The organism is Stieleria sp. (assembly GCF_041595215.1).
GTDB classification, from domain to species: Bacteria; Planctomycetota; Planctomycetia; order Pirellulales; family Pirellulaceae; genus Stieleria; species Stieleria magnilauensis.
The window spans coordinates 1-22,556 of sequence record NZ_JBFHKV010000013.1; the positions used below are offsets into that span (position 1 = coordinate 1).

Below are 22,556 nucleotides of genomic sequence, written 5' to 3' on the forward strand. Positions count from 1 at the left end.
GCAACAGGTCCCCGGCAATTTGTTCGGTCAGGAACCGGTCATAGGGCACGTCTTGATTAAACGATTCGATCACATAGTCACGGTACCGCCAGGCATTGGGGAACGTCGCATTGCGTCCCAGCCCGTCGTCGCCGTTGGATTCCCCGTAGCGGGCCACGTCCAACCAGTGCCGGCCCCAGCGGACTCCGTACTGGGGACTGTTCAACAGGCGGTCCACCAGACGCGCCGTCGCCTCGACACCGTGGCGATCGAAGTCGACCAGGAACGCTTCGATATCCGCTTGTGTCGGCCGCAGACCGATCAAGTCGTGATACAGTCGACGAACGAGTGTGCGTGGGTCGGCGTCATCGGTCGGGTGCAGTCCGGTCTGCCGCATCGACGACAACACGAAGCGGTCGATCGAATCGCGAGCCCAATCGGAATCGTTGACCGACGGCACGGGCGGATCTTGTCGGGGGACAAAGGACCACAAAGACTCATCGTCGGCCGCGTTGGGCTCGACGCGAGACGAAGCGTCGGCGAGAGGCTGATCCCGGGGATCGACCGCGCCGAGGGAAACCCATGTTTCGAAATCCTTGATGATCGTTGCCGGCAGCGGTTCCTCCGGCGGCATCTCCAATCCGTCGTAACGCAGCGCTTGGATGATCAGACTTTCGTCCGGGCTGCCGGCCAACAACACCGGACCGGATTCGCCGCCGGCCAGCATCGACTGGCGATTGTCGACGCGAAGCTTTCCACCAAGTTCATCGGAGTCCGCGGAGTGGCACTCGTAACAGTGCTTGACCAGCACCGGACGGATCTTCTTTTCGAAGAACTCCAGTTGGTTGTCTGCCGGCGCGGGGCTGCCGAGAACGATGGCCCAAGACAGAAAGAAAACGGCAGCGGTGATTCGGTGTGGGGTCACTGCAGCGGCGTTGCAAAGGCGGGGGCGGGGCGGGGAGGGAAGACCATTGTCGGTGAACCGCTGCCGCATTGCAAGCAAGTAGCTGGAGGCAAGCGAAACGCCCCCCGCAAAGCGAGCTGGAATATCCCGGCGGGATGCCAGCAAGTAGCCGGAGCGCAGCGCCACCTCCGGGAACCGAGCCCAAGAAGCTGATCGACCCCGGCGGGGTCGCAGCCATTGATGACATCGACGTCGATCCGTGAGGCCCTTCGCCACTTCAGCGTTTGCGGAACAGGCGACCGATGTCGTTGACGACCTTCTTGCCGGTCCGCTTGACGTCCTTGCTGACCGTCTTGCTTGTCTTGCTCAGATCGCGACCGACCGCTGATGCGGCCTTGCCGACGTTGCGACTGTGCCGGCTGACATCGCGGGCGATCGGGTTGAAGTCGATCGATGCGTCCACGCCGATTTTGCCGCCCACGCCGAGCGCCGCTCCCAGTTCGCCTTTTAACTTCAGCTTACCGTTTTTCATTCCGACTCGGGCGTCTGCTTCAGCGCCCAGTCCGGACCATGCTTCCCCGGTCGTGCCGACGCCGACGGTGCCCACCTCGGTGCCGAGCCGTCCGCTGACGCGACTGCCGGCAAACGCATTGGCTCCCAGTCCCACGCCGTCTTGCGACAATCCCGCGTTGCCACCCAGTTCGGTCCCGGTGAAGGATTCGCCACTGAGTCGATTCTTGATGTCAACCCTGCCCACGCGACCACTTTGCGTGACTTCCGCTCCGGCAAAATATCCCGCCTGAACGTTGCCGTGGATTCCCAACGTGCGGTCACCCTTGCTGTCCATCTGGCCGCCGAGCTGGCTTTCGGTGCGAACACCCATGCCATGACCGGCCTGAGCTTGTAAGCCATTGCGGTCTGGCTCGGTGTCGACCTGATGGTAACGACCGGCTGGATAAAACCGCTCCCGGTGTTGGGCCGAGGCTTGGTCTGCCAAACAAAAACAACCCAGCAACAGAGCCGACACGCATTTGATGATCGGTGTGGACATCGGATTTTCTCACCGCAGGACAGAGGAGGATTGGGAGTGACCGGAGAGTTCCGGACGAAAGAGACCTGCGAGAAAACGGCCGCGCCCCTTAACGGCAAAACAGGTTTTTCTGCCGGGCTGCCGACCGGTGTTGACCCTGCCGTTTTCAACGGCCGGATCGGTTCGGTAATTGAAGCCGACGCCGTGAATGACCGCTGCAACCGCTTTATTTTCTTGTCATCTATTTTCTTGTCGCCTATTCTGCGCCTGCGGCGTCGGCGATCTCACGGTACAACACTGCTCTCTCGTCGTGCACCTTGATGAGACGAATTCCGACCGGACCCTGACATGCGATTCTCCATCCGATCCCTGCTCGCGATCCTGCTGCTGTGCGCGATCTCGTTTCCGTTGGTGAGCGGGATCGCCGACCTGCGACGCGACGAGGAGATGCGGATGCAGTTGCGTGTGGAGATCGAAACGCTTCGCGAGAGGATGGCGTTGGATGATCCGCAGCGACAGCGTGTCAAGCAGCACCAACACGACGAACTGACATCGATTCGGGCCGTGCGCGAGCAAGCCCAACGGCAGTTCGAGACGATCCAGCAGAAGTACGGTGGGATTGAAGTTCGCGGCCCCGACGTGCTTTCGCTGCGAACCGTTCCTCAATTGCGACGCGAAAAGATGCAGCCGCCGGTCGTGTTCCGCATCCACGTCCCGACCGACCGCGACGTCTGGCTGAAGTACGCGGTGATTCCCGCCGAGGGCGTCAGCCGCTCAGCCGATCAACTCGACGAACGTCAAGATCCTCCGGTCGGATCCGGGTTCGCGCACCCCGGTCACTATGAAGTGAAGCTCGAACCCGGCGAGCATCTTCTGGCGGTGGAAACCGGTCCGGTCCGTGGCAAGGTGCTGCCGGCCAGCGTTCGATTGGGTAACAAGCCCTTGCTGGAAACCGAGTTCTCCGGCGACGGCATTCCGAGTACGGGGGCGTATCACATCACTGGGACGAAACAACTTGATTTTCCGCCACAGCGTCGCTTGCCTTGGTTGCTGAACATCAAAGTCGATCTTCGAGACGACGACAACTCTCGTCGCGATGCGCCTTTCGACGGTTGTCTTTGGTTGAGTGACCGTTCCAGCGGTTACGATCCCTTTCCCCACACGATGGTCGATCCATGATGCCGAAGTTCGCGACCGTTCTTTTCTTTTGCACGCTGGCGGTCATGATCGCCGGACTTGGCTGGCTCGGGGTGACGCGGCGCACGATTGCTCGTGACATCGTCCAGCTTCGGCAGGAGTTGGAATCGCTGCACAAGTCGACGCGGCTGGACAAGGCACGCCGCGATCAATTCAGCAAAGATGTCGACTTGATCGCCAACGTCTTCGATCAGTGTCGCACGGCCGATGATCTTCCGCGGTTGGGCGGCCACCGGATCATCTCCAACGCCGACAACGGCGAATCGGTCGCGTTTTATGTTCCCGAAGGTCGTCATCAGCTGGACGTTCGCTGCGTCTGGAAACCAAACGCTGTCAAAACCAACTCGGCAACTTCGCCGGAGACCGACACGGCAGCGGCTGAACCGCTTGTGGGGGAATCAACGTGGTCCATTCCCTTGGTCGCCGAGCGCAGCTACCTGTTCGACCGGGTCGGTTCTTGGAACGACGTCCAACCGATCGGCTGGAAACTTTCCTGCGATGACGAGTCGTCCTTCCCGGCTCGCACCGAAATGCTTCCCTTGCCACCGCTGCGAGCCAACGGCGGATCTTGGAGCACGTATCGCCGCGCCGTATTTCCCAATCAGGTCAATTTCAAGGTGCTCGGCGATTCAGCGGGCCGCGCCTTCATTCCGTCCCCGCTGCGACTGGCCGAGTGGACTCGGTACGGTCGCATCGACGACGTCGGCTTGAAGATCGAGTTTGAATTGACACTCACGTCGGACAATCCTCCGGTCGTTTCGGCAACCGACGCCGAGGTGTGTCTGATTCTGAGCAAAGCGGATCGGCTGGGCGACTATCTCGGGGGCGGTCGATACGCCGTCCGGACACACTGAGGTGCGTGCTGAAATCGCACGTTGGTGCCCTTTTGCTGTGCACTATCGCGCGCCGTTGGCGCTCGATAGGATTGATAAACCGTTGACGGTCCACGGACTTTCCGCTGCAGCAGCGTTACAGCGTTAGATCGGATCGCAAATCGAATTTGGCGCGCGGTGTGCCGTAAACAACGGGAACAGCGCGGAGGGTTGTGCGAGCGGCCTCCGGAACGATCTCGTTTCCCCACCCATGTTTTTCAGGAACGGTCCTTCCCAGGAACCAAGTGCAGTATCAGAAAAATGCTTGATCTATCTGAATATCAAATCGATGTCAAAAACGTGTTCCGAAACGCTTCGCCCGCGACGCTTTACGAGGAGGCCTTGCGGTACGAGAAACAAGCAACGCTCGCCGACACCGGCGCATTGATCGCCTATTCGGGTGACAAGACCGGTCGCTCGCCCAAGGACAAACGGATCGTCGAACACCCCGAGTCGAGCGATGACGTGTGGTGGGGCAGCGTCAACATCGGGCTGCACGAGAACGCGTTTTGCGTCAACCGTGAACGGGCGATCGATTACCTCAACACCCGCGAGCGACTGTACGTGCTGGACGCGTTTGCCGGCTGGGATCCCAAGTATCGCATCAAAGTCCGTGTGATCTGTGCGCGGCCGTACCATGCGTTGTTCATGCACAACATGCTGATCCGGCCGACACGTGAAGAGCTTGCCGATTTCGGCGAACCCGATTGCGTGATCATCAATGCCGGTGCCTTCCCCGCCAACCGCTACACCACCGGGATGACCTCCAAGACCAGCGTGGACCTGAGTCTGGAGCGACGCGAGGTGGTGATCCTCGGCACCCAGTACGCCGGCGAGATGAAGAAAGCCGTGTTCACGTTGATGAATTACTTGATGCCGCGCAGCAACGTGCTGCCGATGCACTGCTCGGCCACGTCCGATACCGATACCGGTCAATCCTCGGTCCTGTTCGGGCTCTCGGGCACCGGAAAGACGACGTTGTCGGCAGACCCCAAGCGGGAGCTGATCGGCGATGACGAACACTGCTGGACCGATGACGGCGTGTTCAACATCGAAGGCGGTTGTTATGCCAAGGCGATCTATTTGACCCGCGACGCAGAACCCCAAATCTTCGACGCACTGCGGTACGGTGCCGTGCTGGAAAACGTGGTCTACGACCAGGCCGATCACCATGTCGATTTCGCCAACGCCAGCATCACCGAAAACACGCGCGGTGCCTATCCGATCGAATACATCCCCAATGCCAAGATCCCGTGCATCGCGGAGCATCCGACCGATGTGATTTTCCTGACCTGCGACGCCTTCGGTGTCCTGCCGCCGGTCAGCAAGTTGACGCCGGAACAGGCCGAGTACCATTTCATCAGTGGTTACACCGCCAAGGTTGCCGGGACTGAAGTCGGCGTCACCGAACCCGAAGCGACGTTCTCGCCGTGTTTCGGTGGCCCGTTCCTGGTCTGGCACCCGGGCAAGTACGCGGAGTTGCTGTCCAAGCGAATCACGCAGCACAAGGCCGGCGTGTGGCTGATCAATACCGGTTGGAGCGGCGGCGCGTACGGCGAAGGCAGCCGAATGAAGCTGTCGTACACCCGGGCGATCCTGGACGCGATTCACTCCGGCGCCCTCAAGACCGCACCGACAGAAAAAGAGCCGTGCTTCGGATTGGAGGTCGTGACGCAGGTCCCCGACGTGCCCGATGAAATGCTGCTGCCACGCAACACCTGGGGCGATCCGGCCGCGTACGACGCAACGGCGGCAAGGTTGGCCGAACTGTTCCACAAGAACTTTGTGACCTACGCCGATGGCGTCAGCGCCGCGGTTCGCGCCGCCGGTCCGCTGCTGCACCAAACAGCCGCCGGCTGAGCGTCCGCGTCGTCCCCGTGGCCGGCGCTCGGCCACGGCGCGACACGGCACAACGCGTGTGCTGCTGCGGCGAGCCAAGGTTTGTGTTTGACATCTCGCGAGCTTGCGATGTATTATGAAGCTGTCCGTCCCAGGAGACTTCATGAGCAACAAAGCAACCGCGAAAAACCCCTCGAAACCCGTCGGCAGTGTCAAAGCCTTCGGCGACGCCGCCGAATTTCTCAAGACGCTCGCCCATCCGGTCCGCTTGCGAATCGTCCAGCTCTTGCTGCACGGCCGCTACAACGTCGGCGAATTGGCCGAAGATTGCGAGATCCCTGATAACGTGGCCTCTGAACACCTGCGGCTGTTGCAACGCTGTGGGTTTTTGTCCAGCGAGCGGGAAGGGCGGCGGGTGTTTTACCAAATCGCCGAACCCCATCTCGAACAGCTGATGGCGTGCGTCGAAGGGCGGTTCCTGCAATCGCCCGCCAAGCGACGGTAGCGGGCACCGGTTCCTTTTTTTGCGCACATCTCGTCATCTCGCGATGTGGCATGTTTTCGGTTGTCAACGACGAAGGATTCCCAGTCATGAAGATTGTCATCATCGGCGGAGTCGCCGGAGGCGCCTCGGCGGCGGCGCGCGCCCGGCGGCTCTGCGACCAGGCCGAGATCATCGTGCTCGAGCGCGGGCGTCATCCCTCGTTCGCCAATTGCGGCATGCCCTACTACGTCGGCGGTGAAATCAAATCGCGTGACAAGTTGTTGGTCGCGCCGATCGACATGCTGCGGCAGCGTCATCGCTTGGATGTTCGCACACGATCGGAAGTCGTTGCGTTGGAGGTGGCCGAGAAGCGCGTGCGGGTGCGTGATCTGGAGTCGGGCCATGAGTACACCGAGAGCTACGACAAGTTGATCATTGCGACCGGCGCGTCCCCGTTTCGGCCGCCGATCGAAGGCATTGATGGCCCCCGTGTCCTGACGCTGCGGGACTTGGCCGACGCCGATCGGATGCACCACAGCGCCACCTCGGGGGCGTCGTATGCCGTCGTCGTCGGCGCGGGCTTCATCGGGATCGAAGTCGCTGAGAATCTGGTCCGCCGCGGCATCCGAACCACCATCGTGGAACTCGGTGACCAGATTCTGCCGCCTTGGGACCGGGAGATGATGGCTCCGCTGGAGGACCACTTGCGAGATCAGGGCGTCGAGTTGAGGCTCAACGAATCGGCGCAGCGTTTCATCGATTCGCCCCAGGGGCTGAAGATTGAATTGCAATCGGGAGCATCGGTGGACGCGGATTTCGCGGCGATCTGCATCGGGGTTCGCCCGGAGAGCCGACTCGCCGCCGACGCCGGAATCGCGTGTGGATCGCGTGGCGGCATTGTGGTCAACGATCACATGCAAACCAACGTTGCGGATGTGTACGCCGTCGGTGATGTCACGGAAGTGACGGATTTTGTCACCAAGAAATCCGCTCAGGTCCCGCTCGCCGGGCCGGCGAATCGACAGGGCAGAATCGCCGCCGATCATCTCTTCGGCCGTCCATCGACGTACCGGGGGACACAAGGCACCGCGGTCGTCGGTGTGTTTGGAAAAGTCGCCGCGATGACCGGGCAAAGTGAAAAGACACTGCGGCGTGAGGGATTGCGATACGAAAAAATTTACATTCACCCGACCGATCATGCCGGGTACTATCCTGGCGCCGAAGCGATGACGCTGAAGTTATTGTTTGATCCCGACGACGGCGCGATCCTCGGCGCCCAATGTGTCGGTGGCAACGGCGTGGACAAACGCATCGACGTCATCGCGATGGCGATCCAAGCCGGGATGACGGTGTATGACTTGGAGGAATCAGAGCTTTGTTACGCGCCCCAATTCGGACACGCCAAAGACCCGATCAACATGGCCGGGTTTGTCGCCGCCGGTGTGCTCCGCGGTGACCAGCCGATCGTTCACGTGGACACACTCAACGACAAGTCTCACGATCCTTCGTTCCTGTTGGACGTTCGCAGCGAGGCCGAATTCGCCGCGGGGCATCTGCCCGGTGCGACCAACATTCCGATCGAACAGTTGCGGGAGCGCCTCGGCGAAGTCCCTCGCGATCAAAAAATTGCCGCCTACTGCAAGGTCGGCCAGCGCGGCTATTTGGCGACCCGCGTTTTGATGCAACATCACTTCGACGTTGCCAACCTCAGCGGCGGATACACGCTGTGGTGTCGCTACCACGACTGAGAACAACGGATCCGTTTTCCGTTCCCTCCCTTTCCCCAAGAGACCATCATGAAACGATCTGCACTTTTGAATTTCACTGCGGCCCTTTCGTTGATGATTGTCGCACCCTCGTTTGCCCAAGACGTCCCCGGCCAGAGTGGAGTCGCCAAAGCGACACCGAGTTATCCGGCGATCCAAGGCCACGGCTCGGTCGTCCGATTGCCCCATGCCGCGCACCAGCCGCGCCCGGGGACCAAGTTACTCGTCGACCTGACCCGTGGCGGTGATCCGAGCAAATTAAACGCCGCGATCGAAAAGGTCGCCAAGTACGTCAACATTTACGCCGGAGCGGGCGCGGAACCGGCGGAGGTTCAAATCGCCGTCGTGTTTCATGGTGACGCGACACTCTCCGTGCTCAACTCCGACGCCTACGCAACCGAGTTCAAGGTGAAAGCGAATCCCAATCTGGACTTGCTGCATCGGCTGCACGAATCGGGGGTCGAGCTGTACGTGTGCGGCCAGTCGTTGATTTCCAAAGGATCGGATCCCGAGGATGTGGCGGGCTTCGTCAAGACCGCCGTCTCCGCCCTGACCGCCGTCGTCAATCTGCAGTCGGACGGCTACGCCTATCTGCCGCTGGGGAATTGAATCTCGGGCGGCGGGGTTGCCCCCTTGAATGGCGGGTTGTCGCCCAGTAGGCTGTTGTTTCCTGGAGGGTGCAGCACTACTATGGCAGAGGTAATTCGCAGCATGAGCATTCCAGTCAAGGGCACGGCGACGACGACTTGCGATCTATTGGTTTCATCGGACTACCTGGGCGGCCAAACGCGTCAGCAAACCGTCATCGGTGTTGGAGAATTTTTGACGAAGTCGATCGTGCGAATCGTCCCGAGGAGCCCGCAATTGATCGGCGTCAGGGCGAACTCGGCGACGTTTATTACGAGCGTGGTTGCGACTCCGACTCAGAATCTGTGCAACTTCAACACGCGGATGCGGCGTTTCCAAGTGGGCCGCGCCGGTCTGGGCAGTGACCACATCGAGTTTGCCGCACTCTCCCGCGGCGATGTGCGGTCCAGGATCCAAGTGGCGACGACGCTGCAGACACTGGCAACGACAGCGAAATCGACGGGGGCTCTGCAGCGATCCGACGCCTTCGAGTGCTTTATCAATGCCGACGCCGAGGTCGAACTGACCTTGCCCCGTGCCAACCGTGCGATGGTCGGGATCGAGTATTTCTTTGCCATCAATCCAACCCTTGCCGGCGGGAAGCTGAGGATTTTGTGCGAGGGTCGCGACGCGATCCAGATCCGCCAATCCCAGTCGGTCAGCCCGAAGCAGGTCATCTCGGGGCGACCGACCAACGGTATCGTGGGTGACGTTGTCGCCAAGCGGGTGAAGTACATCGAGGCGACGCAAACCAATGACGACAAAAACCGAACCTCCGTCGTGATGGCGTGTCGCGCGCCCGGTTTGTGGGTCGCCGAAAACCCGACGGCCAAACGAGAGGACGTCGACGCAGCGGGCCCTGGCATTGATCCTCCCCTTCGTTCGCTCTGGACGCCCGGAACGGTTATCGAAGATTGAGACCTCCCACCGGATCGCTGTTGGCACGTGAACGTGAGTTTGTTTTTCACCGCTGGAGCCGGAAATACATCATGAGTCAGTCCGAAGAGCCGTCTGAAGAAATCGTTCAAGACACAGACGAGCGGCCCTCCGATTCGATGGACGGCATCTCCCAGACGATCGACGGGACTGTCGATGCACAAGCGGTCAACGCAACCGCCCAGCAGAGCTTCGGCAGCCCGCCGCCGGGAGCGGAATATGGGTACGGCATCTAGATGACGCCCAAGACCGTTTTGCTGGTCGCCGGTTCGGCCGGGTTTTCGACCCGCGATGTTTGGGAGGGCTACCGCGAAGGGTTGACCCAATGCGGCGTGCAGGTGATTCCCTATGCGACGTTCTCGATGCTCCGCGTCCTCAGCCACGAAGCCGTCGGGAATGACATCATCGGCAAGGCCCACGACGTGCGCACCGGCGTCGACGCGGTGGTGTTTATCGACGGCATGCATTTCAGCGCAGAGCGTGCCTGGGTTCCGGCCACCCTGCGCGATTCGAACATTCTGACCGCGGTCATCAAGACCGATGATCCGTATTGCCCGATCGCGGACACGCAGCGGCTGTACCATTTGGTTTGCACCAACGAACTGAAACAGAAACCCGACAGTGAGGCCTACCTGCCCACCGCGACGTTGCCGCCGCCCGACGTTTCAACCTTGATCGGGAAAGAACCTGAAAGCGACATCGTCTTTGTCGGCACCCTGTTCGAAGATCGCGTGGCGACGATGCTACGACTCGCCGAACACTGCAACCGCCGCGGGCTGCGGTTTCGCATGGCCGGCAATTTTCCCAGCGACGCGTCGAAGTTCAAACGCATCCCGGCGGTGGCTTTTTCATCCGGGACGGTGCGTCCGGAGGCAAAGTGGCGGATGTATGCGGCCAGCAAGTTGGTGCTGAACCTGTTCCGTGCGGCCGACCAAGCGGTCTCCCCCAGTCCGCGTGTTTTTGAAGTCACCGCGCTGGGCGGCCCGGCGCTATTGACCGGAGTGCGACGCGAAGAGGTGACCCGAATCTTCGGCGATTCGGTTTATCATTTTGATGATCCCGACGAGTTGTGCGATCAAGTGGATCGGGCGATCGCCGACGATGCCGATCGTCGCAAGCGTGTCGCACGAGCCAAATCGATCACCGACCAGGCGCACCTGTACCGACACCGCAGCGAGACCCTGCTGAAATTGCTGGCCCGCCAGCGTGCGCAGAACACGACCGTCCGCGTAACCACCGGCCACTTCGATGCAGCCGACGCCCACGCGGAATCGGGTGTTACGGATAAACGCGACGGAGTTGCCGAGGAACGGTTAGCGTGGTTGATCGGTTGCGGCCGGACCGGATCGACCTGGCTGTGCGAGATGCTCGACGCGCTGCCGGAAATGCGAGGCTGGCACGAGCCGTATTTCGGCCGCTTGGTGCAACACCTGGCGGACCGACCCGACGAACGGAAACGCCCCAGTGCGTTTTTCTTTGACGGCAACGGCAAAGCCGGATTGCGAGCCATTCGCGAAGCGTTCTACGAAGTCGCCCGAACAAAGTATCCGGGGTTTGGCGGCGAAGCGTTGGTCGTCAAAGAGGTCAATACGCCGGAATTGTTCGCGATGATTGAGGAACTGTTTCCGCTCAGCCGAATGTTATTTCTGGTCCGCGATCCATTCGACGTGCTTGATTCCTACATCGACATGCGTCAGCCCGGCAGTTGGAATCGAGCTTCGAACGATCGATCGTCCAGTGATCCGCGACATCTGGCCAAGCACATTGCCAGTGCGTTTGGTCGCGCGGCCGACGCCTTTGACGCGTTCGAAGCCTCACAAAAGTTACTGATCCGGTACGAGTCGATGATCGATGGCACGGCAGGCGAACTGACCCGGATCTGTTCGTTCTTGGGTTCGCAACCGAAACCTGAAGAAATCGAACAGGTGTTGGATCGGTTTCGGTTTGACCGCCACAAAGACACCGGGCCGGGGGCGTTTCGCCGTCACGGTCGGCCGGGCGTCTGGCGTGATTCGCCGCATTTTACGCCTCCAGTGCGGGAAACCGCCGAACGCATTTTGGGCGATTTAAGGGACCGGTTCGGGTACACTGAATCGTCCCCGCTCTGAGTCCTCCCCTGCTGCCGCAACCTGCCATGCCAGCCGAACCAAGCCACGACGACGACCAGGGCGAGCCGGACGAGGAACGTCCATCGACGTTCTTGCACGATAGCGATCTGCCGTCCAGCAGCGACGATTTTTTGGGTCTCGCCAAGCGGACCCGTCGCAACGGCGGCGAACAGCAAGAGACGATCAGCGAAAACAGTGATTCGCTGTTGGGCGAGACGATCACGCTCAATGCCGACGGTGACCATGTCTTGGGCAACTTCCGCATCCTCAGCAAGCTCGGCTCGGGCGGTTTCGGGACGGTCTACAAAGCGGAAGACTTGCGGTTGGAGCGATTCGTTGCGATCAAAGCCGCGCTGCCGCGTTCGTCCGACCGAGGGGATGACCAATACAAACGCGTCATTCACGAAGGCCGCGCGGCGGCGGCACTCGAACATCCCAACATCGTCTCGATTTACGACGTCGCCGACCTGGACGGCAAACCGTACATCATTTCACAGTTGATCGATGGGGTGACGCTGAAGGAGTGCATCACCTCGGGGCCGACCAATCACAAGTGGACCGCCGAGATCATGCTGCGGGTCGCACGGGCGGTCGACTATGCCCACGGCAAGGGCATCATTCATCGCGATCTGAAACCCGGCAACATCCTGTTGGACCACGATGAAAATCCGCATGTCAATGATTTCGGCATCGCCAAACACTCCGACAGCGACGAGACGATTTCCAACGAAAGCTCGATCATCGGAACGCCGGCCTACATGTCACCCGAACAAGCGGCCGGTCATTCACGCGACGCGGACCGCCGCAGCGACATCTATTCCCTGGGCGTGATCCTGTACGAACTGGCGACGGGTGAAAAGCCGTTTCGCGGCAGTTCGCGGATGCTGATCCACCACGTGATCCACACCGATCCGCAGCCGCCGCGGATGCTCAATCAAAGCGTCCCCGCCGACTTGGATACCGTTTGCCTGAAGTGTTTGGAGAAAGACCCCGAACGGCGCTACCAAACGGCGGCGGAGTTGGCCGATGACTTGCAACGGATTCTCAACGGAGATCCGATCCTTGCACGACCGGTGTCGGGAATCGAACATTTCTTTCGACGGTGCCGCCGCTATCCGGCAACGACGGCCAGTGTGGCCGGGTTGATCGCCGCGATCGCGATCGGATTGGCCGGGGTAACATGGCAATGGCGTCGGGCCGAGCACAATCGACAACAGGAAGTGATCGCCAGGAAACAGGTCGAACGGTCGCGTGAGCAACTCCAAGAAGAAATCGCGTACTCCAAGCAGATGCTTCACGATGCCGAATCCAAATTGGCATTCAAGTCGATGGCTGCCGGCAATCATCGTCTGGCCCAGCGTTCGATCAACCAGTTGCGACCATTCGGTGACGTCGAGTTTCGTCTACTGCGCAATATCGAGGACCGGTATCAAGAGATTCTTCGTCACGTCGAAATGATCACCGACGTCGCGATCTCCGACGACCGACGGCTGATCGCCGCGACAGGACTTCGGACGCTGTTGGTGTGGGACACCGAAACCAAGCGGATCGTCTATCGGTTTCGTGAAAAGGGAAAACAACTTCGTTGCGTCGATTTCGCGAACTCCAGCCATCGCCTGGCGTGGGGCGGGGAACACGGCAAAGTCTATTTAAAAACGATCGGCGCGGCGGACGCACCGATGCGACCATTGGACCATGGATCTGCCATCGAAGTGATTCGCTTTTCCGCCGACGGCGCGAAACTGTTGTCGGCCGGTGACAACGGAAACGTCATCGTTTGGACATCCGACACCGGAGCGATGGATGCATCCCACACGGTCTCGACATCCACGATCCGTGCCGCCGATTTCCTGGGCCGCGAGGGAATCGTGACAGGCGACGAAACGGGACGAGTCATCCGCTGCGACCTCACGTCGGGGCATTGCGACGAGATCGCCAAAAACGCGTTTCCGATCCTCTCACTGGACACCAATGCCGACGCCACGCTGTTCGCCGCGGGGACTCAAGACAACCGGTTTTTGGTCGGACGCATCGACGACCCTGACTCCATCCGGCGAATCACGACCAACCATGGTCCCGTCGTGGATCTCGAATTCTGGGACGCAAAAAACGCCCTCGTCACGACGAACCTTTACGGCCAACTAGGTATCTGGCGGCTACCGAATTTGACCGTCCGAGAGTGCCATCACTACTTTCAAGGCATCGGACATTTCACCATCGACACGGGTTCCGACCGCATCTTGCTCGGCGGCGGCGACGGCGGCGTCATCTCACTGCATGTCGACGACGTCCGGCCGGATATGGTTCAAATGTCACGCGGGGTGATCACGGATCTAACGCTCGTCGATCAATCCATCATTGTCTGTCATGCGACCGGGCCCGCGAGTGTCTTGCATCGGGGATCCGGCCGATTGTTGCGGACGATCCCCGGCGAAACGGACGCTCCGCCCGGCAATCACGCCTTGCCGGAGACCTTGACCTGTGCCTCCGCGTCCGGCGATCGTAAACGGATCGCCTTCGGCACCACCGACGGGCGCATCCTGGTTTGGAATTCCGAAACGGGAAAGATCCGCATGTGCGGCATGGCGACCGACAAGTCGATTTCTCAGATCGAACTGGCCGATGACGGCTTGAGTGCCTGGACCGGCGGATTCGACGGCGGCGTGCGACTTTGGGATTTGACCAAAGCCGATTCCAGCACTGGGGTCGTCGCCCTGGGCGGCGTGGTTCGCGGGTTGCGATTATCAAGCGACCGGCAGCGGGCCGTCGCCGTTTCGGCCAACGGCCTTGCCGTGCTGATCGACGTGGCCGAGCAGACGGAGCTTGCGCGGACCGAACTCGGCAAATCGTTGCACTGCGTCGCCTGGTCCAGCGATTCATCCCAGATCGCGATCGGCGACGCCCGGGGCACCGTTCATCTGTATCGGAGTGACTTGTCGAACGTCGCCAGAGAAATCGAGGTGCACACCGGACCGATCACGGCGGTCACGTTTTCACCCTCCGACCAACGGATCATCACCGTCGGCAACGACGAACAGATTGCGTTTTCCAATCAGGTCACCGGCCGAACCGGCGCGATCGTGGAAAACAGTCATCCGATGAGCATCCGTGATCTGGCGATCAGCGACGACGCCCACTGGATGGTCACCGGCGACGTCGGCGGCAATGTCCGAATCTGGTCCATGGCAAAGTGATGGGCAGCAGCGCGGCGGCTCTCGACGTGCCGGTGTCCGGCAAGGGAACGGTCGATTTCACATTCAGACACGTGTTCCGCTATTGTCGTGCTCGCGTCCGCTTCACCGTGTACGATGGCCGATTCACGCCGTCACACGAGTTCGTTCGACGGCCTGGAAAGGCCTTCGCACCACGATCTGCCGGAGATTTCACACCATGCTTCACCACCGTTTCTGCTTGCTGTTGATCGCGCTGCTGGTCTCGGCATCAGACTCCTTTGCCGCCGATCGACCCAACATTCTGTTCATCATCGCCGATGACGCGTCGCGAGACAGCATGGGCGTGTATGGAAGCACCTACGTCAAAACCCCCAGCTTTGACCGCATCGCCAAAGAGGGCGTGCTGTTCACCAACGCCTATAACTGCAACCCCAAGTGTGCCCCGGCACGGGCCTGCTTGCTGACCGGACGCTATTCCTGGCAACTGGAAGAAGCCTGTAACCACAATCCGTTTCTGTCGGAGAAATGGTCGTTCTATCCGTACCTGCTGGAAGAACAGGGTTACTTCGTCGGTTACACCGGCAAGGGCTGGGGACCGGGGATTTGGCAAGGCATCGACGGAGGAAAATCGGGATTCAAAAGCGCCAATCCCGCCGGACACGCTTGGGCCAAACGGACGCTCAAGCCGCCGTACAAGGGCATCAGCAACACCGACTACGCGGCCAACTTCGAAGACTTCCTGAACGACCGGCCCGACGAACAGCCCTTCTGTTTTTGGCTGGGCACCCGCGAACCCCATCGCGGTTACGGCAAAGACAATTGGAAGTTGGACGGACGCGACTTGAGCGAAGTCACGGTGCCGGACTACTACCCGGACAACGAAACCATTCGCGGCGACCTAGCCGATTATGCGATCGAGGTCGAATGGTATGACAAACACATCGGATTGGCGCTCCAACATTTGGAACAACGCAACTTGCTCGACAACACGTTGATCATCGCGACCAGCGATCACGGCATGCCCTTTCCCCGTGTCAAAGGCCAGATCTACGACGACGGATTTCACGTGCCGTTGGCGGCGCGCTGGGGCGACAAAATCCGTCCCGGACGCACCGTCACCGACTTTGTGACCTTTCCCGATCTGGCCCCCACGTTGATGGAAGTCGCCGGCGTTAAAACTCCCGAGCAGATGACGGGGCAGAGTTTTCTGCCGCAGTTGTTGGCCGAGCAATCCGGGCGCGTTGATCCGAAGCGTGATCACACGCTGCTCGGCAAAGAGCGGCATGACATCGGACGGACCGATGATGACCTGTTGTCGGTCGGCTACCCGACGCGTGCGATCCGCAACGATCACTACTTGTACGTTCGCAATTATAAATCCAATCGCTGGCCGGTCGGAGATCCGCAATATGGTTTTATGAACTGCGACGCTTCGCCGACCAAGTCGTTTCTATTGGGATTGTCACAGAACGACCCACAATACCACTACTTTGAACTGAGCTTCGGTAAACGCCCCGTTGAAGAGCTTTACGACATGACCAGCGATCCAGGTTGCGTGAACAACTTGGCTCCGTTGGCGGCGTATGCCGAAATCAAGCGTGATCTGTCCGAACAGATGGAACGAGAACTCACCGCCCAGGGCGACCCGCGGATCTTGGGCAAGGGCGAGATCTTTGACTTCTATCCGAACTGCCGTATCGACCGGCAACAGAAACTCTACGAGAAACCCGACTGGAACCCGGTGCAGGTGTTCGAAGAGAAGTTCGGAAAGTAGGGCATGCGGTGCATGCCACACGTCACGCACAACGTGATCTGCCCGTAGTACCTCGACTCCTTCATCTCGATCAACTCATTCGGATCCAACGAAGTCAAAATTCGGCTTTCCATGCACTGCATGGTAAATTGGTGCCGCCTTCAGAAGGCGCTTACTTCGCAACCAACCTGCGAAAGATGATTGTCGTCGGGTGACATCGTCTCGAAAATCGAAGCACATCCACTTGAGGCGAGTTTTCATGGGTCGTTGTTTTAGCGGCGACATCCTCATTGTTCGTGCCGCGCTGTTGATGGTTTTCTCTTTGACATCAAGCACGCGTTCGGTTGCCGATGACCCTCTTGGGAGTTTACTGGAACAGCATTGCCAACAGTGCCATGGCGCTGACGATCCGGAAGCCAATCTTCGACTGGACAATCTGGAATTCGCGGTCTCCCCTGACGCTTTGATTCGCCCTGGTGCCGCGAAGTTGTTGGAGAAGGTGTTCGATGCGATCGACACCAGGAAAATGCCTCCCGAGGATGCGGAGCCGCTATCGACTTCGTCGCGTCTCCAGTTTCTCCGCCTGCTCCGGCTCCGACTCTTGGACGTCGCGAAACACTCACCGGAACGAACCCCGCATCGGCGTCTGACGATAGAAGAGTATAACTACACCCTCAAGACGCTCTTCGGCGTCGACGCCGAGTTCGCAGATCTGCTTCCCGCGGATCCGATCTCTGAATCGGGTTATCGAAACGCCCGCATTCAGCTCGGTGTATCGTCGCTTCAGATGGAAGCTTATTTGGACAGCGCACGTCGCGCAGTCCAACGCTACGTACAATTTGGACCGATCGAAGTCGAGCCGATTCGATATCACATCGAATTCGAAGATTTGTATTACGCAACGGGAGATCGCTATGGAACTCGAAAGCGCGTCCCCATCGCAATCGATCGAGAAACCCTGTTGGCGCGTCGCGAATTCAATCTGGCGCAGGTGCCGAAGTACGCAGCCCCCTTGGGGCCGAAGCTGCCCGGCGCCCATTCTGACGACGAAAAATTGCGCGCAGCGATTCCCAAATTGAATCAACAGTACGTGGCGATTCCCCGCCGGCTGTCGACCGGCGTGTTGGTCATCCGCGTGCGAGCCGCCGGAACCGCCGACCGCAACGGTCGATTCCCTCGAATGCGTGTCGAGTCAGGAATCACGCTCGGCGACGGTTGTTCGATCGACAAGCGGTTGCTCGGCGAGACGGATGTCACTGCATCACGTGACGATCCAGCGGTCTACGAATTCCGAATTCGCTTGGAGGATGTGCCGACAAAAGGTCCGCAGCGAGAGGAGGAGACGTTTGATCGGTTAAGCGTCTTCGACATGGACCAGATCTTTATTTCCAATGTTTCGGGCGACCGCCACGCAATTTTCGCACTGGGGCCTGGAGGCTACGCCAATCCAGAAATCGGTTCCAAACGGACGGCCGAATCGATCCGAAAGATGGCTGAAGACGGTGTCAATTTTTTGATGATCGATTGCATGGAGATTGAGATGTTTCCGGGCGAATCCGAATCGAAACCTTCCTATCGTTGGCAGATTCCAAGCATCGAGGGAGACCAAGGCGATCAACAAGAAGCCGCCATCGCGAAGCCGTTTCTCATCGAATTCATGCGGCAAGCTTACCGCCGACCGGTCACCGCCGATGAAATTGCACAAAAGCTGAAATTGTTCCGTTCCTTGCGGGCACGGGCCTATTCGTTTGAAGACAGCATCCGCGAGACCATGACGGCGATCCTCGTTTCGCCCGTGTTTCTGTTTCTGGAAGTGGGGCCCCCGACTCAGGCCGTGCGACAATCCGAAATGCCCAGCCCGCATCAATTGGCGTCACGATTGTCCTACCTGTTGTGGCTGTCGCCTCCGGACGACCGCTTGATAAATCTCGCCACCGACGGTTCGCTCACGCAGCCCGACGTGCTCCACGACGAAGCGGACCGGATGCTCTCCGATCCGCGCTCCCGCCGATTTTTGGAAAGCTTTTGTCGACAATGGTTGCATTTGACGAAGTATCAAAACATTGCGGTGGATCGTCGAACGTATCCGACGTATGACGACGACTTTGCCGCAGTCTCGATCCGAGAGACGATCGAGTATTTTATCGAGGTGTTTCAGAGCGATGCCAACGCGCTGGACCTGATCGATTCGGATTACTCGATCATGAACGATCGATTGGCCGAACATTACGGACTCGCCCCACTGACGACGGGCGAGATGCGAAAGGTCACTTTGCCGAAAGACTCCGTGCGAGGCGGCTTGCTGACACAGGCGAGCGTGATGACGCTCGCTTCCGACGGTGTCGATTCGCACGCAATCCGTCGCGGTGTTTGGTTGCTGGACAGGATGCTGAATTCACCTCCGCCCCCACCCCCACCCAACGTCCCACAAATCGCGGCCGACGATCCCGAAATGACAGGTCTCTCGCTGAAAGAGAAAATCCAACGCCACCGGGAGCCCGGAACCTGTCTGGATTGCCACGCGAAGATTGATCCGTGGGGCATCCCCTTTGAAAACTTTGATGCGACTGGTCGTTGGCGAGACGCGTGGCAAACGCTCGAGGGCGATCAGCCGATCCGCCGAACGGTCGATCCGTCAACCGTGCTTCCGGACGGAACACGAATCGAGAACATCGTCGAATTAAAGCAGTACCTGCGACAACAGCGAAGCGAGCACTTTGCCAACGCTCTGGTGCATCACCTGCTAACGTATACGTTAGGGCGTTCACCCGACTATGTGGATCGGCAGGGCGTCGACGAGATCCGACGACGTTTCAAAGCGTCCGGATACAAGCTGCGGGGGCTCGTGTTGGCGATCGTCGACAGCGAGCTTTTTCGGATGTAATCCCTCTGGGGAAGGCCAGCGATGCGAACTTCGAAACTCTCTCTGTCACGACGTCGGGTCCTGCGCGCCGCCGGATATACGATCGCGCTTCCGATGTTCGCGTCGTTGCGTGACGCCCCGTTCGTCCATGAAGTTCGGGGATCGGAACCGGAGCGCGAGCCGTCCGCAGCCGAACGCCAGCAGCCGAATCGGTTTTGTTGCATCTTTTTCCCGAACGGCGTCAGTCTGCCGCCGGCGGGGCATCCGGCCCACAACGATTGGCACTGGTTTCCCCATACCGTTGGCCGCGACTACGTCCTGACGCGCCCGCTTGAGCCCCTGGCCAAACTTCGTGACGAACTGACGATTTTGTCAGGGCTTTCCCATCCCGCGATGCGAACATCGATCGCTCATCTCACCGCCGATAGTTTTTTGACCGGAGCAGATTCGTCGCGAGAGTACACCAACAGTATTTCGTTGGACCAATTGATCTCCAAACACCTGGGAACTCATACCCGTTTTCCTTCGTTAACGCTGTCGAGTGACGGAGGGGTGGGGACACCCGGCCGCACTCAAACGCTTTCCTTCTCCGCATCGGGACGTCCGATCCCAAGTCTTTCTCAACCCCGCGCTATCTTCAATCGATTGTTCGGCATCGAAAAACAGTCGCTCGCCGAACAACGTCGACAGTTCGGCCGACAACAGAGCATTCTCGACAACGTCATGGAGGAGACGGCGGCCCTGGGTCGAGATCTTTCTGCGGCCGACCGCCAACGCCTGGATGAGTACACCACATCGGTCCGGGAAATCGAGAAGCGATTGGCAAGCGCTGACCGATGGCTGGACGTCCAGCGGCCGAGCGTCGATCCCGCTGATTTTGAGCTTGCGGCCACGCCGCGCGACGACGTCGAAGCGTACATCCGTGTGATCTACGATCTGATGTTCGTCGCCTTTCTCACCGACTCTACCCGATCGATCACCTACCAGATCACGAGTGAAGACGCGAAAGGAATCGGCGACCGTTTTCCCAGTGTGATCGGGTTGCCCGGACATCACTCGCTCAGCCATGGGACCGCCAGCGAAAAGGGCTACGAAAATTGGGCACGGTATGATCACTTTCTAACGACTCAGTTTGCCTACTTCCTGGATCGCCTTCGCTCGACCGCCGATCCCTTCCAGCAAGGGTCGTTGCTTGATCACACCAGCGTTTTGTACGGATGCAGCACGAGCCGCACCCATCAAGCCGTCAACTATCCGCTGATCCTTGCGGGTGGGAAAGCGATGGGATTCGCTCACGGATCGCACCTACGCTTCGACGAGTCTCGCCACCGCCTATCAGATCTCTACGTTACCCTGCTTCAGCAATTTGGAATCGAAGTCGACAGGTTTGCTGACAGTACCACGTCGCTGCATGAGGTTCTCGACGCTTGACCGTTCGGCCTAAAGTCTTCGCGGCACGCCCTTGCCGCCAAGCGACAACGCCAGCACCAAGACCAGGATGCCGCCGATCAACAGCCCGCCGCCGACTCCCAGGGCTTCCGCGGCAGAGGCGACGTACAGCGGGTTCCAATCGATCGGCCGCAGTTCTTCGCCGCTGATCAGGGCCGAGCCCGCCCAGATCAAGAATCCGGCGCCAGCGGTAAACAGGACGACCGAGACGACGCACGCCAAGATGCGTCCCACCCGAGGAACCGCCAGAGCGACGCCGACCAACGCCCCGAACAGTCCGCCCACGATCAAGCTGGTGATGTCTAGTGGCATGGTCAATCGCTCGCGGTTGTGGCGTTCTCAAAAAAAGTGCGGACTTTCGATCCGCCACCCCATGATACTCTGCGACCGACCACACCTTCAGAAAAGTGATCCGCAGTCGATCTGCAGGCGAAATTGAGGTTTTATCCGCGTCGTGCACGGAGCCGACGTCGACATCGGTATACTGGACGGGTTGGATCACGAGGATCGAAGCGTCACGCGGCGCGACGATCCGTTGCCTGCCATCCTACCTCCACGACGCCATGCGTACCCGCCCCATTGTTGCTCTCGCGGCATGTTGCTTCTTGGCTCCCTTGTTGCCGGCAGCTGACAGTCCCGAACAGGAGGCGTTCTTTGAAACAAAGATTCGCCCGGTGCTGGTCGAGCATTGTTACCAGTGCCATTCGGCGACGTCCAAGGAACCCGAAGGCGGCCTGTTGCTGGATACTCGCGAGGGCATTCGCCGCGGTGGCGACACCGGTCATGCGGTCGTTCCTGGCGAATTGAACGACAGCTTGATCCTGAGCGCGCTGCGCTACGAATCGGTCGAAATGCCACCGGATGGAAAATTGCCCGATCACGTGATCGACGATTTCGAGACGTGGATCCGCAGCGGAGCATTCGATCCGCGGGACGGAAAGAGTGCGATGATCCGTCGCGAAATCGATTTTGACCGAGCCCGTGAATTCTGGTCCTTTCAGCCGGTCACTGCGCCACCCATCCCGAGCGTCAACAATGAGGATTGGGTCAAAGGTGACATCGACGCGTTTGTGCTGTCGCGATTGGAAACGAAGAACATCAGCCCGGTCGGTGATGCACCAAGTGACTCTCTGGCACGACGGATTTACTTTGATCTGATCGGGTTGCCCCCGACACCCGAACAACTCGACGCATTTTCTCAAGCGATGGCCGTCGACCCAGACGATGCGATTGAATCGTTGGTCGAGACGTTGCTGGATAGCCGCCACTTCGGCGAGCGTTGGGGGCGACACTGGTTGGATGTCGTGCGGTATGCCGAATCGACGGGCATGGAACGCAACGGAACGTTCACCGCCGCATGGCGGTATCGCGACTACGTGATCGATGCGTTCAACAACGACACACCCTTCGATCAATTCATTCGCGAACAAGTCGCCGGAGACTTGTTGCCGCACGATTCGATCGAGCAACGCAATCGTCAATTGATCGCGACCGGGATGTTGGCTCTCGGTCCCAAATCGCTGAACGAACCGCAAAAAGAAAAGTTTCAAATGGACGTCGTCGACGAACAAATCGA

Annotated in this window: 18 protein-coding genes; 15 read left to right on the top strand and 3 right to left on the bottom strand. The window is 59.5% G+C overall.

Annotated elements, in window-relative coordinates:
• Together ABX749_RS01080 and ABX749_RS01085 are read right to left on the bottom strand one after the other, a co-directional pair.
• The coding region (locus ABX749_RS01080) for a DUF1549 domain-containing protein (RefSeq protein WP_372894373.1) at window positions 1-904 on the bottom strand (904 nt) is incomplete at its 3' end.
• Window positions 905-1,160: 256 nt separating this feature from the next.
• Window positions 1,161-1,934, bottom strand: coding sequence for a hypothetical protein (locus tag ABX749_RS01085; RefSeq protein ID WP_372894374.1), 774 nt, complete (start codon window positions 1,932-1,934; stop codon window positions 1,161-1,163).
• Window positions 1,935-1,970: 36 nt separating this feature from the next.
• Here ABX749_RS01085 and ABX749_RS01090 point away from each other — a divergent pair, with 36 nt between their 5' ends.
• The 14 genes from ABX749_RS01090 (at window position 1,971) to ABX749_RS01155 (ending at window position 20,962) form a co-directional block, all read left to right on the top strand.
• Window positions 1,971-2,234 carry a hypothetical protein gene (locus ABX749_RS01090; RefSeq protein WP_372894375.1) on the top strand — a complete coding sequence of 88 codons (264 nt, stop codon included), beginning with the start codon at window positions 1,971-1,973 and terminating at the stop codon, window positions 2,232-2,234.
• 27 nt (window positions 2,235-2,261) lie between these two features.
• A complete protein-coding gene (locus tag ABX749_RS01095) occupies window positions 2,262-3,092 on the top strand; it encodes a hypothetical protein (RefSeq protein WP_372894376.1) in 831 nt (276 codons plus the stop codon).
• A complete protein-coding gene (locus tag ABX749_RS01100) occupies window positions 3,089-3,964 on the top strand; it encodes a hypothetical protein (protein WP_372894377.1) in 876 nt (291 codons plus the stop codon). Before ABX749_RS01095 ends, ABX749_RS01100 begins: the two co-directional genes overlap by 4 nt.
• A gap of 279 nt (window positions 3,965-4,243) precedes the next feature.
• Window positions 4,244-5,842, top strand: a complete 1,599-nt coding sequence (gene pckA, locus ABX749_RS01105) for a phosphoenolpyruvate carboxykinase (ATP) (RefSeq protein ID WP_372894378.1) — start codon at window positions 4,244-4,246, stop codon at window positions 5,840-5,842.
• A 142-nt stretch (window positions 5,843-5,984) separates the two neighbouring features.
• Window positions 5,985-6,326 carry an ArsR/SmtB family transcription factor gene (locus ABX749_RS01110; RefSeq protein WP_372894379.1) on the top strand — a complete coding sequence of 114 codons (342 nt, stop codon included), beginning with the start codon at window positions 5,985-5,987 and terminating at the stop codon, window positions 6,324-6,326.
• Window positions 6,327-6,412: 86 nt separating this feature from the next.
• Window positions 6,413-8,053, top strand: a complete 1,641-nt coding sequence (locus ABX749_RS01115; RefSeq protein ID WP_372894380.1) for an FAD-dependent oxidoreductase — start codon at window positions 6,413-6,415, stop codon at window positions 8,051-8,053.
• Window positions 8,054-8,101: 48 nt separating this feature from the next.
• A complete protein-coding gene (locus tag ABX749_RS01120; RefSeq protein ID WP_372894381.1) occupies window positions 8,102-8,680 on the top strand; it encodes a DsrE family protein in 579 nt (192 codons plus the stop codon).
• Window positions 8,681-8,782: 102 nt separating this feature from the next.
• Complete coding sequence (locus tag ABX749_RS01125) at window positions 8,783-9,616, top strand: hypothetical protein (RefSeq protein WP_372894382.1); 834 nt, start codon at window positions 8,783-8,785, stop codon at window positions 9,614-9,616.
• 71 nt (window positions 9,617-9,687) lie between these two features.
• Window positions 9,688-9,870 (top strand): hypothetical protein, encoded by a 183-nt coding sequence (locus ABX749_RS01130; RefSeq protein ID WP_372894383.1) that lies wholly within the window; start codon window positions 9,688-9,690, stop codon window positions 9,868-9,870.
• Window positions 9,871-11,742, top strand: coding sequence for a sulfotransferase (locus ABX749_RS01135; RefSeq protein WP_372894384.1), 1,872 nt, complete (start codon window positions 9,871-9,873; stop codon window positions 11,740-11,742).
• A gap of 26 nt (window positions 11,743-11,768) precedes the next feature.
• A complete protein-coding gene (locus ABX749_RS01140; RefSeq protein WP_372894385.1) occupies window positions 11,769-14,936 on the top strand; it encodes a protein kinase in 3,168 nt (1,055 codons plus the stop codon).
• A 196-nt stretch (window positions 14,937-15,132) separates the two neighbouring features.
• Window positions 15,133-16,689: a sulfatase gene (locus tag ABX749_RS01145; RefSeq protein WP_372894386.1), complete on the top strand. Its 1,557-nt coding sequence runs from the start codon at window positions 15,133-15,135 to the stop codon at window positions 16,687-16,689.
• Window positions 16,690-16,927: 238 nt separating this feature from the next.
• The gene (locus tag ABX749_RS01150; protein ID WP_372894387.1) at window positions 16,928-19,552 is read left to right on the top strand and encodes a DUF1592 domain-containing protein; all 2,625 of its coding nucleotides are present in this window, start codon (window positions 16,928-16,930) and stop codon (window positions 19,550-19,552) included.
• Window positions 19,553-19,573: 21 nt separating this feature from the next.
• Window positions 19,574-20,962, top strand: coding sequence for a DUF1552 domain-containing protein (locus tag ABX749_RS01155; RefSeq protein WP_372894388.1), 1,389 nt, complete (start codon window positions 19,574-19,576; stop codon window positions 20,960-20,962).
• 9 nt (window positions 20,963-20,971) lie between these two features.
• Here the strand turns inward: ABX749_RS01155 and ABX749_RS01160 are convergent, their stop codons facing one another.
• Window positions 20,972-21,292: a hypothetical protein gene (locus tag ABX749_RS01160; protein WP_372894389.1), complete on the bottom strand. Its 321-nt coding sequence runs from the start codon at window positions 21,290-21,292 to the stop codon at window positions 20,972-20,974.
• A gap of 251 nt (window positions 21,293-21,543) precedes the next feature.
• Between ABX749_RS01160 and ABX749_RS01165 the strand changes: the two genes are divergently transcribed.
• A partial coding sequence (locus tag ABX749_RS01165; RefSeq protein WP_372894390.1) for a DUF1549 domain-containing protein occupies window positions 21,544-22,556 on the top strand: 1,013 nt, incomplete at its 3' end.

What these genes read in the sequence shown, in the direction of transcription:
- ABX749_RS01130 (WP_372894383.1), top strand. Translation starts at nt 9,688, where the DNA reads ATGAGTCAGTCCGAAGAGCCGTCTGAAGAAATCGTTCAAGACACAGAC.
- ABX749_RS01125 (WP_372894382.1), top strand. Translation starts at nt 8,783, where the DNA reads ATGAGCATTCCAGTCAAGGGCACGGCGACGACGACTTGCGATCTATTG.
- ABX749_RS01085 (WP_372894374.1), bottom strand. Translation starts at nt 1,934, where the DNA reads ATGTCCACACCGATCATCAAATGCGTGTCGGCTCTGTTGCTGGGTTGT.
- ABX749_RS01110 (WP_372894379.1), top strand. Translation starts at nt 5,985, where the DNA reads ATGAGCAACAAAGCAACCGCGAAAAACCCCTCGAAACCCGTCGGCAGT.
- ABX749_RS01115 (WP_372894380.1), top strand. Translation starts at nt 6,413, where the DNA reads ATGAAGATTGTCATCATCGGCGGAGTCGCCGGAGGCGCCTCGGCGGCG.
- pckA (WP_372894378.1), top strand. Translation starts at nt 4,244, where the DNA reads ATGCTTGATCTATCTGAATATCAAATCGATGTCAAAAACGTGTTCCGA.
- ABX749_RS01145 (WP_372894386.1), top strand. Translation starts at nt 15,133, where the DNA reads ATGCTTCACCACCGTTTCTGCTTGCTGTTGATCGCGCTGCTGGTCTCG.
- ABX749_RS01100 (WP_372894377.1), top strand. Translation starts at nt 3,089, where the DNA reads ATGATGCCGAAGTTCGCGACCGTTCTTTTCTTTTGCACGCTGGCGGTC.
- ABX749_RS01150 (WP_372894387.1), top strand. Translation starts at nt 16,928, where the DNA reads ATGGGTCGTTGTTTTAGCGGCGACATCCTCATTGTTCGTGCCGCGCTG.
- ABX749_RS01160 (WP_372894389.1), bottom strand. Translation starts at nt 21,292, where the DNA reads ATGCCACTAGACATCACCAGCTTGATCGTGGGCGGACTGTTCGGGGCG.
- ABX749_RS01135 (WP_372894384.1), top strand. Translation starts at nt 9,871, where the DNA reads ATGACGCCCAAGACCGTTTTGCTGGTCGCCGGTTCGGCCGGGTTTTCG.
- ABX749_RS01120 (WP_372894381.1), top strand. Translation starts at nt 8,102, where the DNA reads ATGAAACGATCTGCACTTTTGAATTTCACTGCGGCCCTTTCGTTGATG.
- ABX749_RS01095 (WP_372894376.1), top strand. Translation starts at nt 2,262, where the DNA reads ATGCGATTCTCCATCCGATCCCTGCTCGCGATCCTGCTGCTGTGCGCG.
- ABX749_RS01140 (WP_372894385.1), top strand. Translation starts at nt 11,769, where the DNA reads ATGCCAGCCGAACCAAGCCACGACGACGACCAGGGCGAGCCGGACGAG.
- ABX749_RS01155 (WP_372894388.1), top strand. Translation starts at nt 19,574, where the DNA reads ATGCGAACTTCGAAACTCTCTCTGTCACGACGTCGGGTCCTGCGCGCC.